This is a genomic window from Candidatus Mycalebacterium zealandia (assembly GCA_014075295.1).
GTDB classification, from domain to species: domain Bacteria; phylum Desulfobacterota_D; class UBA1144; order Nemesobacterales; family Mycalebacteriaceae; genus Mycalebacterium; species Mycalebacterium zealandia.
In genome coordinates this window covers 578,563-593,388 of the sequence record CP046180.1, presented here as the reverse complement: position 1 = coordinate 593,388, position 14,826 = coordinate 578,563, and the positions used below count along the sequence as shown (strand labels likewise).

Here is a 14,826-nt window from a genome sequence, read left to right as displayed (position 1 = left end):
ACAAAAACTATGAAAAAAGTGTCGGTCATAATTCCCGCTCTCAACGAGGAGCGGTCAGTCGCGGCGGTCATTGGGGAAATTCCCGCGGGCGCGGTTGCCGAAACGGTGGTGGTCAATAACGGCTCAACCGATTCAACCGCCGACAAAGCCCGCGCCGCGGGCGCGACTGTAATTGACGAACCCGTTCGCGGCTACGGCAAGGCGTGTCTTGCGGGCATCAAACACATATCGCGTGACTCGCAAAGCCGTCCCGACGTTGTGGTTTTCCTTGATGCAGACCACTCGGACTATCCTGAAGAAATCCCGATGCTGGTTGAGCCCGTTTTTCGCGGCGAAGCGGATTTTGTGGTTGGCTCCAGAATCACCGGCGAGCGGACAAAAGGCGCTCTGCCACCGCACACGGTTGTCGGAAACAGAGTCGCGGGATTTATTTTGAGCGCACTGTTCGGAGTAAAGTTCACCGATTTGGGACCGTTCCGGGCGATAAGGTTTTCATCTCTGCAATCCCTTCAAATGAGCGACGAGGGTTACGGTTGGACGGTTGAGATGCAAATCAAAGCGGTCAAAAAAAAGCTCCGGTGCGTTGAAGTTCCCGTGCGCTACAGGGAACGAACCGGCGTCTCAAAAATAAGCGGCACATTTTCGGGAAGCGTCAAAGCGGGCGCGAAAATAATCTGGATGATACTCAAACATGCGTTCTAAAAAAGGCGCGGGCGGCGCGAAATGTGTTCTGCTTGACAGAGACAAAACGGTTTTAATGCCCATAGGCGACAGATACATACACAGGGTGGGCGATTACCGCATTCCGCGCGGCTACACAGAATCTCTGCTTGATATTCAGAACGCCGGATACCTGCTTTTTATAGTCACAAATCAGGGACGAGTCGCCAAAGGTTTTATGAGCGAGAATGACGTGAAGGAAGTACACGCGGAGATGGATGCTTTTTTCAGAAAACGCGGAGTGCGGTTTTCGAGCATCCACTACTGCCCTCATAATCCAGACGGAACGGTCGCGCCGTATAATGTGCCGTGCCCGTGCAGAAAACCCGGAACGGGAATGATTGAAAAAATAGTTCGCGAACACGGCATAGATCCGAAAACGTCATGGATGGCGGGAGATTCTGAAAAAGATGTCATTGCCGGAGTGCGAAGCGGATTTTCAACAATACGCCTGAGCCACGGAACAGTAGTCGGCACAAGAGCGGACTTTATTGAAAAAGACATTCGCGGGGCCGCGCGAAGAATTCTTGAAACGGATTTACCGTCCCCGAGGGGATTCGAACCCCTGTTGCCACCGTGAAAGGGCGGTGTCCTGGGCCAGGCTAGACGACGGGGACCGGACTTGAAATGAGCCGTGCAGGATTCGAACCTGCGACCCACTGCTTAAAAGGCAGTTGCTCTGCCAGCTGAGCTAACGGCTCTCAAGCGCGACAATCATAACACAAATTGACAATGTTAAAACTCCGCCGCTTTTTACGACGGCAAAAATCCGTACACTCTTAACGATTCACTCAAAGGAAAAACCGCAAAAGCTCCGCCCGCCATGAATTTTATTCTAATAACAGTTTCCGGCTTCTTTCTGTTTTGCAATTTTTCCTCATTTTTTCTACTTCCGGTTTTCATAAGCGGGCTTGGAGGAGACGAGGCGCAAATAGGATATGTGATGGGCAGTTTCGGCATAACCTCGCTACTGTGCCTGCCCTTCATTTCAACTCTCGCCGACCGCCACGGGCGCAAAGTTTTTATGACCGCGGGCGCGCTGGCGATGACCGCGGCTTCGGTCTGTTTCGTTTTTGTGCAAGAGGTTGGATACGCGGTTTTCGCCCTGCGGCTGATTCAGGGCGCGGCTTTCGCCTCTTTTTATACCGCCGCGCTTACGATGGTTTCCGACATCGCCGAGACAAACCGCCTGTCTGAAAGACTGGGGATTTTCGGCGGCATTACTATGCTTTCATACGCCGCGGGGCCCACCGTGGGAGAATGGATAATGAACACGCACGGCGACGACGGGCTTTTTGTTTACGCCTCATTTTTCAGTCTCGCCGCGTTCGTAACCGCTCTTTTTGTACGGGAAAACAACTTCACCCCGCAAGAGGACAAAACATCGTTCGGGAAATTTTTCAAACTGTTCGCCGAAAAAAAATACGGAATTATTTTCCTCACCAACCTCGCGATGGCGGTGGGACTGGGAAGCATGCTTAATTTCTTCGCCGTGTTCGCACATGAGAACAGATTTGAGGCGTCCCGATTCTTTCTTACATACGCGCTGACAATAATTTCCGTGCGGATTTTCTTTTCAAAATTCGCCGACAGAATAGGCAGGAAAACAGTCGCGTCTCCGGCAATTTTTCTCGCGGCGACCGCGCTTGTTCTTATTTCACAGGCGCGTAGCGAAGCGCAAATCATTCTTTTGTGCTTTCTTTTCAGCGCGGGATACGGGCTGATGTTCCCCACGCTGGGCGCGATGGTCAGAGAAAAAACACAAAACGGAACGGCAAAAGCGATGGGAGCCTTCAATTCATCTTTCAGTCTGGGAATCAACTATGCGGCGTTTCCGCTCGGAATTGTGGCGGAAAGAGCGGGATTGCGGACTATGTACGTGCTCGCGGGGCTGGTTGTGTTCACGGGATTCGCGGTGTTTCAGATTTTTGAGCGAAAAACCGCAGGGGAGAGCGAAACTTGAGAAATGCAAAATCGGCAAAATGGCTCCTTTTTCTTATCGCGCTGGCCGTGCTCGCGGGCTACACGGACCTGCCTTCCCACTTTGCCCACGAAGCGCAAAAGGAAGAAATCTTCCCTGTGGAGCAAATTATTGACGGCGACACAATACGCGTTCCGGATAAACGCGGACGCAGCCGCCTGATACGGCTTGAAGGAATAGACTGCCCTGAGATTATGAGACACGACTCTCCGGGCGACCCGTTCTCCAAAGAGGCGACGGAGTTGCTTTCAAAACTCCTCAAAAGCAAAACTGTGCGAGCGCGCTTCGGTGCGGAGCGGTATGACAGATACGGGCGGCTGTTGGCATTTGTTTTTTCCGGCGACTTAAATGTGAACAGGGAAATTGTGAAAGCCGGTCTCGCAACCGTAATTGAGCTGGGACAGCAAGACCCCGTTTTGATGAAAGAACTGCTGAACGCGCAGAAAACCGCCATGCGAAATCGTGAAGGCATATGGAGCGGAGACGGAAATTTCAACCAACTCCGAAGCAACGAAAGGTTTGTTGTCGCACAAAGCAAAGTGGCGCGCATGGAGGGCAAAAGAATCGTCATAATGGCGAAAATTACGGGCTCGGCGCGCAAAAGAGGGGGTACGGTTATACTCAAAACCGACGGCGGAGTTGAAATTGTAATTTTCGGAGGCTCGGCGGCAAATTTCAGCCACTTCGGAATTGCTCCGCGCTCGCATTACACGGGAAAAACAGTCCGGATTGTCGGCAGAGCGTCAATGTACAGGGGCGCCCCCAACATCATTGTAAGGCATCCGATGTCTATAAGCGTTCAAGAATGAAATTACAGAAAATACTCACACACAGCGGCGCGCAACTGGGGTTGGAAATTGAGCCCGAAATGGTTGAAAAGTTTGAGACCTACTCGGATTTGCTCATAAAATGGGCTTCAAAAATCAACCTTACGTCAATAACCGACCCCGAAACTATTGCGGTTTCGCATTTTATTGACTCGCTTACGGTGTTGCGTCATATTGAGCCCGGCGCGTCCGTGCTTGACATTGGCGCGGGCGCGGGGTTTCCGGGAATTCCCGTTAAAATATGCCGCCCTTCAATCAACCTTGTTCTTGCGGACTCACGTGAGAAAAGAGTTTTCTTCATGAGAGAAATCATAAGGGAATTAGAACTGGAAAATACGCGCGCGGTAAAGGCGAGAGCAGGAAAGGAAAACGGCAAAATCGGCGGCGGCTTTGACGTCGCGGTTGCCCGCGCGGTGGCGAAATCGCCCGAAGTGGCGCGCGCTGCTCTGCCTCTTGTAAAAGAGGGAGGCATTGTGTTGATTATGAAAGGTAAAAACGGCGCGCGGGAATGGGAGGAGGAAGAACGGCTGATTCCACAGGGTTCCGTTTTCCACACCTCGGAGGAACTAACACTTCCGACAAGCGGCGAAATCAGGTTTGTTGTGGCTTTGAAAAAGCGTAAAGAGACGTGAATATGAAGACTGTCGGCATCATCGGAGGAAGCGGGCTTTATGAAATGGACGGCTTTGAAAACCCTGAGCCGCTCAAAGTCAAAACCCCGTGGGGCGAGCCGTCCGCGCCTGTGATAGCGGGAACAATCGGCCGCACAAAGGCTCTTTTTCTGCCGCGCCATGGAATCGGACACACAATTCTCCCGTCCGAAATAAACTACAGGGCAAACATCTACGCGCTGAAAAGCCTCGGCGTGGAGCGCATAATTTCGGTCAGCGCCGTGGGCAGTATGAGAGAGGAAATAAGTCCCGGGGATGTGGTTGTTCCGTCGCAGTTCATAGACCACACAAAAAATAGACGGAGCACTTTTTTTGAAAGCGGCATAGCGGCGCATGTGTCAATGGCGGATCCGGTTTGTGGTGACCTTTCCGCCGTTCTGCGCAAAGCCGCCCGGCAGTCCGGCGCGACCACTCACGAAGACGCGACATATATTTGCATGGAAGGGCCGCAGTTCTCATCGCGGGCGGAAAGCAATCTTTACCGGCAATGGGGAGTTGACGTTATAGGAATGACGAACATGCCCGAAGCCAAACTCGCGCGGGAAGCGGAAATTTGCTACGCTACACTCGCGATGTCAACGGACTATGACTGCTGGCATCCCGGGCATGACGCCGTAACAGTGGAGGATGTGATTCAAACGCTCACAAACAACGTTGAAACCGCAAAACAAATAATTAAAAAATCTCTGGAAATAATGGGAGAGGAGCAAAACTGCGACTGCGCAAACGCTCTTAAAAACAGCATTATAACGCGCCCCGAAATGGTGAGCGAAAAGACGAAAGAACAGCTTGGAATAATAATAGAGAGGTTTCTTAAATGAGCAAACTTGTGATAGTAGGAACGGTTGCGCTTGACTCCATACAAACCCCGATTGAAAGCGGAGATGAAATTCTCGGCGGCTCGGCGGTTTATTCGTGTCTTGGCGCGTCTCTGTTTACAAAAGTCTGCATCTCGGCGGTCATCGGGAAAGATTTTCCCGCTCCTCACTCCGAGTTGCTGCGCAAAGCGGGAATTGACACAACAGGACTTGAGAAGGCAAGCGGAAAAACCTTTCGCTGGGAAGGCAGATATGATGAAAAACTCGGAGACCCCGAAACGCTTTCCGTTCACCTGAATGTGTTTGAAAACTTCAGACCGAATCTTCCCGACAAACTCAGAAACGCGGAGTTCGTCTTTCTCGCCAACATGGATCCCGTCACGCAGATGGAAACGCTCAAACAGATTAAATCACCGCGTGTTGTCGCGTGCGACACGATGAATTTCTGGATAGAAAACAGTTTGTCCGACCTGAAAAAAACGCTAAAAATGGTGAACATTCTCATCATAAACAACTCCGAAGCATTGTCTTTGAGCGGAGAAAATTCCGTGGTCGCCGCCGCGCGCACGATAAAAAAAATGGGTCCCGAAACTGTTGTGATAAAAAGAGGAGAATTCGGTTGCATAATGTTTTCGGGCAAAGAGGTTTTCTGCTCGCCCGCATATCCGGTGGAACGCGCCGTTGACCCGACCGGAGCCGGAGATACATTTGCCGGAGGATTTATGGGTTATTTGAGTGAAAATGGCGCGGACAGATACGAACACTTGAAACAAGCGGTTATTCACGGTTCGGTTCTGGCTTCATTCACGGTGGAAAAACTGGGGACTGAAAGCATAAAAAAACTGAACAGAAAAAAATTTGAAGACCGTCTCGGCAAATTTGTAGAAATGTTACGGTTTTGAAAAACCATATGTTTTCATGAATTTGAATCCATTAAAACGTCTGGGGTTTTCCCTAATCCTGCTTGCTCCCGCGCTTGTTTTTTCGGCGTGCGCCGGAGCGGGGAAAAAATCCGCAAACGAACTGCGAAACCACAAAACACTTGCGGCCTCATACGCGCGGGGCGGAGATTTTATTGGAGCAATAAAAGAGGTTGATATGGCAGGAAAACAGGCCGAAGGCGACCCCGAAGCGCATCTTATCAAGGGTATCGCCTATTTTGGTCTCAAAGACCTGCAAGCCGCTGAAAGAAGTTACAAAAAAGCACTTGAAATCAAAAGCGACTACACAAAAGCCAGATACAACTTGTGCGGACTGTATCTCAAAATGAACAACCCCGATGGCGCGATTGAACACTGCAAAGTCGCCGCGCACGACCTCACCTATCCGCTTCGCTACGCCGCGCTTGTCAACATCGCCAAAGCGCACATGCTAAAAAATGACACCGCTTCGGCCGAGCGGTTTTTTGCCAAATCAATAAAGCTTGAACCGTCAAATATCTATTCAAGAAACGAATACGGCAAACTGCTGCAAGGTCTTTCAAGACACTCCGAAGCAATAAAACAGTTTCAGGCGGCGTTGCGAATTGCTCCGGGATACAACAAGGCGCGCCTCAACCTCGCGCTCGCTTTAATGAAAGCGGGAAACCGTGAGACCGCATGTTCGGAAGTGAAAAAAATATTGCGCAACAAACCGCGCCCCGCAATCGCCGCTCTTGTGGAAAAGCACACTGAAAAAATCTGCGCCGTTCAGCGTAACGCGAATTAAATTCCGTCCGAGCGCAAAACCACCATTTTCTCCACACTCATATCTTTTATCGTGTGCGGAATACCGCCTGTTCCAAGCCCGGATTTTTTAAGCCCGGCAAACGGCATTCCGTCTATGCGGAACGCCGTATGATCATTCACCATAACACCCGAAGCATTCAGTTTTTTCGCGGTCGCGAGCGCGGTGTCAATGTCGCTTGTGAACACCGAAGACTGAAACGCCACATCAAGCCCGTTCGCGCGCGCTACGGCGTCTTCCATATCGTCAACCTCATAAATACAGACGACCGGACCGAAAATTTCCTCCGTGCTGACAAGGGATTTATCTGAAGGGTTGAGAAGAACGGTCGGCTCATAGCATGTGTCAAGCACGGGTTTTCCGCCGCAAACAAGCTCCGCTCCCTCTTTAACGGCCTGTGTAACCCACTTATGAACGCGCTCAACCTCGGACGGACGAATGAGTGGCCCCACTTGCGTGGATTTAAGAGCGGGGTCTCCCACTTTGAGACTTTGCGCCTCTTTTTGAAGAAGCGAAACAAACCGCCGTCCTTCCTTCTTTTGCACATATATCCGCTGGGTGGAAACACAAACCTGCCCCGCATGATAAAAACCGCCTTTGGCAAGCAGAACCGCCGCACGCTCCATATCAGCGTCGGGATAAACAAGCGCGGGCGCCACCCCGCCGTGTTCAAGCGCGCAACGGGTTCCGGGAGCGAGTTTTGAGCGCAGACTCCAGCCCACGCGCGAACTGCCGATAAAACTGAAAAACGCCGTCCGTTCATCGGTTACAAGCGCCTGCGCGGTGTCGTTTGAATCCGTGATGACGACCTGACACCACTCAGGAGGCAGGCCCGCTTCAACCAGAATGTCTTTGAAGGAAACGCATGAGAGCGGAGTTTCCACGGCGGGTTTGACAATAACGGGACAACCGGCGGCAACCGCCGCGCCGACCTGATGAACGATGAGATTGAGCGGATGGTTGAACGCGCTAACGGCCACAACAACGCCTATCGGCTCTTTCTGTGTGAAAGCCGCCCTGTTCGCGCTGTAAAGGTCGCCACCCATCGGAATAACATTTCCCGCCTCTGTGCGGATTGTTTCGGCTGCAATTTTCGCGCTGTCGGACGCCCTGTAAATCTCCACCTTTGAATCGTTATACGGTTTTCCGCCCTCGCCCGCCGCCTGTTTTATTAAATCGTCTTCGCGCTCCGAGATAATGGAAGCCGTCCGCTCAAGGATTTCCACCCTTTTTTGAACCGTAAGCCATCCGGCGCGGTCGTCATAAAGTTCTTTCGCGGTCTCAAGCAACTCATTGATATGCTTTTCCCCCGCCGTCTCAAGCGTGGCAATAACGGAGCCGTCAAAAGGATTTACAACTTCCGTCTCGCCCGCAGGTGGAATGTCTGTTTTGAATTGTAGAGGGATTTTTTTAACACTCATTACGGAAGTTCTCCTTACAGGTATTGAGTATAACTATATTGCGAAAGGCATAAAAAAGCGCCCCACTGGGAGGCGCCAAGGTCCCCCGAAGGGGTTGCCTGCGAAACATTAGTCTCTTGTTATGAATTGAAAAAAAATGTTTGGACAGGTTTCAGTCAGTAACAATAGTTATGTATCGTATCGGGACAAAGCAATTTGTCAAACAATTGGTGAGAGTGGCAAATGAAAAAAGCAAAACTGTCTGAATACACAATTGGTCTTGATATGGGAACAAACTCCATTGGCTGGAGTGTTGTAGAGGAAAAGAACGGCAAACCGAAAGGACTCGTAAGTTGTGGAAGCAGGATTTTTATCCGTTCCGTTGAAGACAAAACACCCACCCCAAAAAATCAAAACCGTCGAGAGAAACGGCTTTTAAGGCGTGTAATTGAAAGGCGACATAGACGTAAAATGCGTCTGAGAAACTATCTGATAAGCAAAGAATTTCTGCCGAATTCTCTGAAAGATGAACCCAATCCTGAAACGGAACTTAACAAACTGGGCAACCCTTATGATTTAAGGGCAAAAGCGTTGGACGAAGAATTGACTCCACATAAGTTTGGACGCGCGATACTTCACTTGGGAACACGGCGAGGATTTTTAAGCAACCGCAAAACGGGATTTGGAAATTTGCGTGATGACCCGGAGGTGCGGGAAATTTTAGAAATTGAAGATAAATCTGCAAAAACTGACAACGATGAAAACAAATTCAAAAAAGACATTCAAGAACTCCGAGATGATATAAAAGAAGCCGGAAAAAGAACCCTTGGCGAACACCTCTCAACCCTGAACCGCAAACGCAACAGAGGAGAATATCATGACCGCAGAACCGACAGAAAAATGTATCAGGAAGAGTTTGAACAAATCTTCCGTAAGCAATTCGCACTTAATCCAAAGATTTATACGGAAAATGTCAAAAACGCGATTGAGAAAATCATCTTTAACCAACGCTCTATAATTTGGAATAAAAACACCGTGGGTAATTGTTCTCTTGAACCGAAAAAGAAAAGAGTGAAAATGGAACGTCTTGAATTTCAGCAATTTCGTTACTGGCAGGACATTAACAATTTAAGTTGGGATGACACCGAAACGGGAGAAAGAGATGTAAAACCCTCGCCTGAGCAGAAACAACTAATTGCCGAAACGCTTGAGAAAAACAAAAATCTGACATGGGCAAAAATAAAAACCCTGTTCAGCCTGAACAAACGAACAAAATTCAATCTGGAAAAAGTTGAAGGAAAAAGCAGAAAGGGTATTAAGGGAAACACAACAGCTTGCGGAATAAGAGAGATTATCGGAGATGATTGGGACGACTCACTCGACGACAGCAAACAAAAACAACTTGTTGAAGACTTAATTTCCTATGAGTCCAAAATAAAACTGAAAAAACGCCTGCAAGATCACTGGAAATTTGATTTGGAAAAAGCTGTCAAACTTGCTGTTCTGGAATTGGAAGAGGGACATGGAAATCTTTCACTGAAAGCAATAAATAAAATCCTGCCACACCTTAAAGAAGGCAGGGTTTATAGCAGGGAAAGCGACAAGGAAGATGAAACGGGAGCGGTTCAAGTAGCAGGCTATAAAGACATTACAAAACCGAAGACCGGAGACAAAGAAACTCTTGGCGAACTGCCTTTTATACCGAATCCCATTGTTACAAAAGCTCTTTATGAAGTCCGGCGTGTTGTGAATGCAATTATCAAAGAGTACGGGAAACCAACCGCTATACGCATAGAAATGTCTCGTGATTTAGAGATGAACACGGAAAAATACAAAAGAGCGGAACAAATACATAAAAAGAATAGGAAAGCCAATGAGGAAGCGGAAGAAAAATACAATAGCATCAGAGATAGGGAACCCGACTTGCGGTTAAAGAAATATATAAGCCATCAGGACAAACTGAAATACAGACTCTGGAAAGAAAGTGAGTGTAAATGTTCATACAGCGGAAAGTCTATCAGTTTGACGGACCTCTGGTCTTCCGATGTTGAAATAGATCACATTCTTCCGTATAGCAGAAGTCTTGATAACTCTTATATGAACAAGGTCATATGTTTTGCAAAAGAGAACAGGGAAAAGCACAACAAAACACCGTGGGAAGCATTTGGCGAAACAGAACAATGGAAAACCATTGAGAGCATGGCAAAACGCAACAACTATCCCGAAGCAAAATGCGGAAGAATTCTGGCAAAAAAAATGGAAGGAATTGAAGATTTTGTTAACAGCCAGCTGACTGACGCACGCTACATAGCAAAAGAAACCGGCAAGTATATGAGAACTCTCGGTTGCGATGTAACTTTTACAAAAGGCGGAATAACAAGTTGGCTCCGTCACCAATGGGGATTAAATAAAATTCTCAGCGAAACGGGAGAGAAAAACCGCGCCGACCACAGACACCACGCGATTGACGCAACCGTGATTGCGCTTACGAACCGCAGTCTTTATCAAAAAATAGTCAAAGTGGCATCAGAGGCTAGCGGTGATTCCATAGACCCCGAACATGGATTGGAACCCCCTAGAATTCTTGACAATCTCAGAAACAGACTGCAGGAAGCTGTAGATGGAATGATTGTCTCTCATGCAACAAACAGAAAAATAACGGGAGCATTTCACGAAGACACGATTTATGGAGTAAGAGAAGAAAACGGCAAAAAAGGAATTGTTGTTCGTAAAAACTTGACTGATATATCAGACGCTGTGTTGAAGAACAAAGAGATAGTATCTCCAACTGTTAGAGAAGCATTTGAAAGATATGTTTTGGAACAAGGAAATGATTTGAGCAAGGCAAAAAAAGCTTTGAAAGAACAACCGTTGAAACACCCGGAAACGGGAGATGCTGTCAGACGCGTTAAAGTTTGGATGTCTAAAACCTTTAATGAGAGTTTTTACTATACGAAGAAGAATAAAGCAGGAAAAATCTCAAAGGTTTTGCAATATGGCAACAATCATCATGTGGAAATTATCAAGAATGGAGAAACCGGAAAATATGAGAGTATTGTTGTAACAACTATGAAAGCCGCAGAGAGAACAAGAATTAGGAAAGAACCGATTGTAAAAACTGAACACGGGGAAAACCGGGAATTTGTTATGAGTCTATGTATAAATGACACCGTAAGTGTTCAGAAAAACGGTGAGAAAATATTCTATAGAGTGCGGAAAATAGACAGAGGACAGAAAAATCAGTGTATAAAATTGATACTACGAAAACACACAGACGGAACCTCAGATCAAGATTTTAAAAAACTATCCTCCGATGAAAAGAAAAAACTTGAATTGGCAATGGCTCCTTCAACACTAATGGCGGAATACAAAGTAAAACAAGAATCCATAAATGCTCTTGGTCTCGCTAAAAACAACACTAAAACACAATGATCAAAAGAATCATTGAAATCAGCAACCCCGCATACCTTCATCTGAAAGACTGTCAGATGATTATCAGAAAAGAGAGTGAAAATGACAGCAGTATTCCCGTGGAAGACATGGGTATTCTCATACTTGCCAACCCTGCAATCTCAATCTCTCAAAGTCTTATAGCGGAATGTCAGAAAAATAACTGCATAATTGTGTTTTGCGACCAAAGGCATCTACCCGTTTCCGCCTTGCTTCCTCTCTCAGGAAACTCAATGCACAGCAAGGTTCTCAACATACAGACGGGAGTTAAAAAACCGCTGAAAAAACGGCTCTGGCAGAAAATTATAATAGCCAAAACCGAGGCGCAGATTCAAACGTTGCTCTTTTTCAAGAAAGATCCGGGAACACTTCCAAGTCTCAAGAAGAGAGTTCAAAGTGGTGATCCGAAAAATATTGAAGCGCAAGCCGCAAAAATATACTGGTCAATACTGTTCGGGAAAGAATTCGGCAGAGATTACAAAGAAAGTGGAGTGAATTCCCTTCTAAACTACGGATACAGCCTAATCAGGGCGTCTGTTGCTCGCGCTTTGTGCGGAACAGGGCTTCATCCTGCGCTCGGAATTCATCATCACAATCAATACAACCCTATGTGTCTCGCCGATGACATTATGGAACCGTTGAGACCTCTTGTTGACAGACGAGTTTATGAATTGAACGAAAATGGAAAAACAGAAATTGATAAAAAGATAAAGTTATCATTGCTTTCCCTTCTGTCTGAAGATGTTTTACTTGAAGAAAAGAAATTGCCAATGATGGTGGCAAATCAATACATGGCCGCGAGCCTGAAGAAAGCGTTTTCAGAAGGAATTGACTCTTTGAAAATACCGGAACTGATTGAGAACAAACAAATGAGGATTGAAATGTAAAAAATGGCTTTCGGAGGATACAGAACCGTGTGGATAATAGTTATGTTTGACCTTCCCACAGACACAAAGAGAGCACGGAAAGATTATACGAAGTTCAGAAAGCATATTATGCAAGACGGATTTATCATGATGCAGTTCTCCGTATATGCCAGACACTGCGCAAGCGAAGAAAACGCCTATGTCCATTCAGGGCGAGTAAGAGAATCTTTGCCTCCCGAAGGCGAAGTGCGGATTATTACAATTACAGACAAGCAATTTGGACGAATGCAAATTTTTTATGGGAAAAAACGAAAGAAACTGGAAAGGGCTCCTCAGCAAATCACTCTTTTTTGATTTGTGGAAAAGCCATAACCCCTTGCCAGCAGGACAGTTGAGGACGAGCTATTGTAACTGACTGAAACCTGCCCTTAATTCACAACTCGCGCCTTGGTAGGAAGTGCGAACTGTAAATTGTAACTGACTGAAACCTGCCCTTAATTCACAACACCCCCTGCCCTGTCTTACAATAATTTGTCCGTATTGTAACTGACTGAAACCTGCCCTTAATTCACAACTCAAAGACAGATTGAAGATAGCGCGCGCAGATTGTAACTGACTGAAACCTGCCCTCAATTCACAACTCGGCACGCCTTTTTTTCCGAGTAAGAAGTCCGGCTTGTGTCCTTCACTTTACAACCCCCACTCAACCTCATAACATTCACTATCCATTCCGTCCAAAACGGCAACCAATGAACACGCTGAGGAAGTTTTTCGCCGAAGATTTTGTTGGGATTTTCAAACAGCTTCGACTGAGCTACATACCGCCGCTTATGGTGTATTTGGCGGCGGGAATTTCGGGGCTTACGGGAATTGTCGCCACTTTTTTTGTCAAAGACTATCTGGACTTGTCCGCCGCTTTTCTCGCCGGTCTCGGCTTCTGGGCGGGGCTCCCGTGGGCGCTCAAAATGCCAGTTGGGCATCTTGTTGACCTGATCTGGCGCTGGAAATCCGTCCTTGTGTTTATAGGCGCGGCACTTATCGCGGTGGGGCTGCTTATTGTTTACGGGCTGATAGCCCACACTGAATATATGCGGCAAATCTGGCCCATCTCCAACTGGTTCGTAGCAAGCGTGATTATCAGCCCCGTCGGTTATGTGCTTCAGGACGTTGTTGCGGACGCGATGACGGTTGAAGCCGTTCCCACCGTGGATTCCCGGGGTGAAAAAATCAGCGAAGAGGAACTCAAATCCGCGCACACAACAATGCAAACACTCGGCAGATTTGCCGTTATCGGCGGCACGGTTGTGGTTTCAATTATCAACATAGTCGCCTTTAATGACACATCGGAACTTTCCCGACCGGAAAAAGCGCATGTTTACAGTGAAATATACCTTATGGCTCTCGCCATTCCGCTTGTGTCCATCATGGGCGTTGTTCTCGCTGAAATCCTGAAAAAAACCGGACATATACCCGGCGTGCCGAAGCTTCAGACTCCAACCGCACCAAACTGGTGGATTCTCTGGGGGAGCCTCGCCTTTGTCATTTTCAGCATCGGAACGGGGCTCTCAAAAGTTCCCTATTCGGAGGAAATAGTGTTCACGGGCTCCATGGCGATAGTGATTTTCCTTATGCGAAAACTGCTTACCGAACTGCCCGAAGATAAACACGCCACTCTTATAGGAACGGCGATAATCATTTTTTTCTTCCGCGCCGTGCCGACCATAGGTCCGGGAAACGGCTGGTTTCTGATAGACGAAATTGGCTTTGACGAGCAGTTTTTCTCATATCTGTCGCTCATAGGCTCCACTCTCACGCTCGCGGGCATATTTGTTTTTCTGCCTCTTATGAGCAGGGTTAAAATACCATGGCTTATTGTTTTTCTGTCCCTGGTGTGGGGCGTTCTGTCACTTCCCGACATTGGGCTTTTCTACGGGCTTCACGAATGGACGGCGGCGCTGACGGACGGCGTTGTGGATGCAAAATTCATAGCGATTGTGAACACGGCACTTGAATCCCCTCTGGGACAGGTGGCAATGATTCCGCTTCTCGCGTGGATAGCGAAAAACGCGCCCGACCATCTCAAAGCGACTTTTTTCGCCGTGTTCGCGTCTTTTTCAAATCTCTCGCTTTCAGCGGCGAGCCTCGGCTCAAAGTATTTGAATGAAATTTTTATCATAACGCGCGAGGTAAGAGACGAAGCGCAGAAAATCATCACATCCGCGGACTATTCGGAACTGGGAATACTTCTGATAACCGCCACGGTAATTGGCGTGGCGGTGCCCTGCCTCACGGTCTTCATCATTCAAAAAGGACGCTACCGGAGTTTGGACTAAACCAATCCCTTTTCCCTCAAACTTCAAACTTCAAG

Annotated in this window: 13 protein-coding genes, 2 tRNA genes and 1 CRISPR repeat array; of the genes, 12 read left to right on the top strand and 3 right to left on the bottom strand. The window is 47.7% G+C overall.

Annotation, left to right across the window (positions count from 1 at the left end; all coding sequences use genetic code 11):
• The first annotated feature begins 9 nt into the window (after positions 1-9).
• Together GKS04_02885 and GKS04_02880 are read left to right on the top strand one after the other, a co-directional pair.
• A complete protein-coding gene (locus GKS04_02885; GenBank protein QMU56118.1) occupies positions 10-702 on the top strand; it encodes a glycosyltransferase in 693 nt (230 codons plus the stop codon).
• Positions 692-1,300, top strand: coding sequence for an HAD-IIIA family hydrolase (locus GKS04_02880; GenBank protein QMU56684.1), 609 nt, complete (start codon positions 692-694; stop codon positions 1,298-1,300). Before GKS04_02885 ends, GKS04_02880 begins: the two co-directional genes overlap by 11 nt.
• Here the strand turns inward: GKS04_02880 and GKS04_02875 are convergent.
• Together GKS04_02875 and GKS04_02870 are read right to left on the bottom strand one after the other, a co-directional pair.
• Positions 1,263-1,337, bottom strand: a tRNA-Glu gene (locus GKS04_02875). The two genes, GKS04_02880 and GKS04_02875, sit on opposite strands and share 38 nt — an antisense overlap.
• Before the next feature lie 11 nt (positions 1,338-1,348).
• Positions 1,349-1,421 (bottom strand) — tRNA-Lys (locus GKS04_02870).
• A 122-nt stretch (positions 1,422-1,543) separates the two neighbouring features.
• Here GKS04_02870 and GKS04_02865 point away from each other — a divergent pair.
• The 6 genes from GKS04_02865 to GKS04_02840 are packed head-to-tail and all read left to right on the top strand — an operon-like array spanning position 1,544 to position 6,724.
• A complete protein-coding gene (locus tag GKS04_02865; protein QMU56117.1) occupies positions 1,544-2,683 on the top strand; it encodes an MFS transporter in 1,140 nt (379 codons plus the stop codon).
• Positions 2,680-3,510, top strand: coding sequence for a hypothetical protein (locus tag GKS04_02860; GenBank protein ID QMU56116.1), 831 nt, complete (start codon positions 2,680-2,682; stop codon positions 3,508-3,510). Before GKS04_02865 ends, GKS04_02860 begins: the two co-directional genes overlap by 4 nt.
• Positions 3,507-4,160, top strand: a complete 654-nt coding sequence (gene rsmG / locus GKS04_02855; protein QMU56115.1) for a 16S rRNA (guanine(527)-N(7))-methyltransferase RsmG — start codon at positions 3,507-3,509, stop codon at positions 4,158-4,160. Before GKS04_02860 ends, rsmG begins: the two co-directional genes overlap by 4 nt.
• Positions 4,161-4,162: 2 nt before the next feature.
• Entirely contained in the window at positions 4,163-5,020 is an 858-nt protein-coding gene (gene mtnP / locus GKS04_02850) for an S-methyl-5'-thioadenosine phosphorylase (protein QMU56114.1), read from the top strand.
• Positions 5,017-5,919, top strand: coding sequence for a sugar kinase (locus tag GKS04_02845; protein ID QMU56113.1), 903 nt, complete (start codon positions 5,017-5,019; stop codon positions 5,917-5,919). Before mtnP ends, GKS04_02845 begins: the two co-directional genes overlap by 4 nt.
• 16 nt (positions 5,920-5,935) lie before the next feature.
• Positions 5,936-6,724: a tetratricopeptide repeat protein gene (locus tag GKS04_02840; protein QMU56112.1), complete on the top strand. Its 789-nt coding sequence runs from the start codon at positions 5,936-5,938 to the stop codon at positions 6,722-6,724.
• On the opposite strand, the gene GKS04_02835 is transcribed toward GKS04_02840, so the two are convergent.
• The gene (locus GKS04_02835) at positions 6,721-8,163 is read right to left on the bottom strand and encodes an aldehyde dehydrogenase family protein (protein QMU56111.1); all 1,443 of its coding nucleotides are present in this window, start codon (positions 8,161-8,163) and stop codon (positions 6,721-6,723) included. The genes GKS04_02840 and GKS04_02835 overlap by 4 nt on opposite strands.
• A 222-nt stretch (positions 8,164-8,385) precedes the next feature.
• Here GKS04_02835 and cas9 point away from each other — a divergent pair, with 222 nt between their 5' ends.
• The 4 genes from cas9 to GKS04_02815 all read left to right on the top strand — a co-directional run bounded on the left by cas9 (position 8,386) and on the right by GKS04_02815 (position 14,791).
• The gene (cas9, locus tag GKS04_02830; protein ID QMU56110.1) at positions 8,386-11,574 is read left to right on the top strand and encodes a type II CRISPR RNA-guided endonuclease Cas9; all 3,189 of its coding nucleotides are present in this window, start codon (positions 8,386-8,388) and stop codon (positions 11,572-11,574) included.
• Entirely contained in the window at positions 11,571-12,479 is a 909-nt protein-coding gene (gene cas1, locus GKS04_02825) for a type II CRISPR-associated endonuclease Cas1 (protein QMU56109.1), read from the top strand. Before cas9 ends, cas1 begins: the two co-directional genes overlap by 4 nt.
• A gap of 3 nt (positions 12,480-12,482) precedes the next feature.
• Entirely contained in the window at positions 12,483-12,812 is a 330-nt protein-coding gene (gene cas2 / locus GKS04_02820) for a CRISPR-associated endonuclease Cas2 (GenBank protein QMU56108.1), read from the top strand.
• Between the two features lie 50 nt (positions 12,813-12,862).
• Positions 12,863-13,101: a CRISPR direct-repeat array (repeat unit 38 nt; unit sequence ATTGTAACTGACTGAAACCTGCCCTTAATTCACAACTC).
• Between the two features lie 106 nt (positions 13,102-13,207).
• Positions 13,208-14,791 carry a hypothetical protein gene (locus GKS04_02815; protein QMU56107.1) on the top strand — a complete coding sequence of 528 codons (1,584 nt, stop codon included), beginning with the start codon at positions 13,208-13,210 and terminating at the stop codon, positions 14,789-14,791.
• The last annotated feature ends 35 nt before the right edge of the window (positions 14,792-14,826 follow it).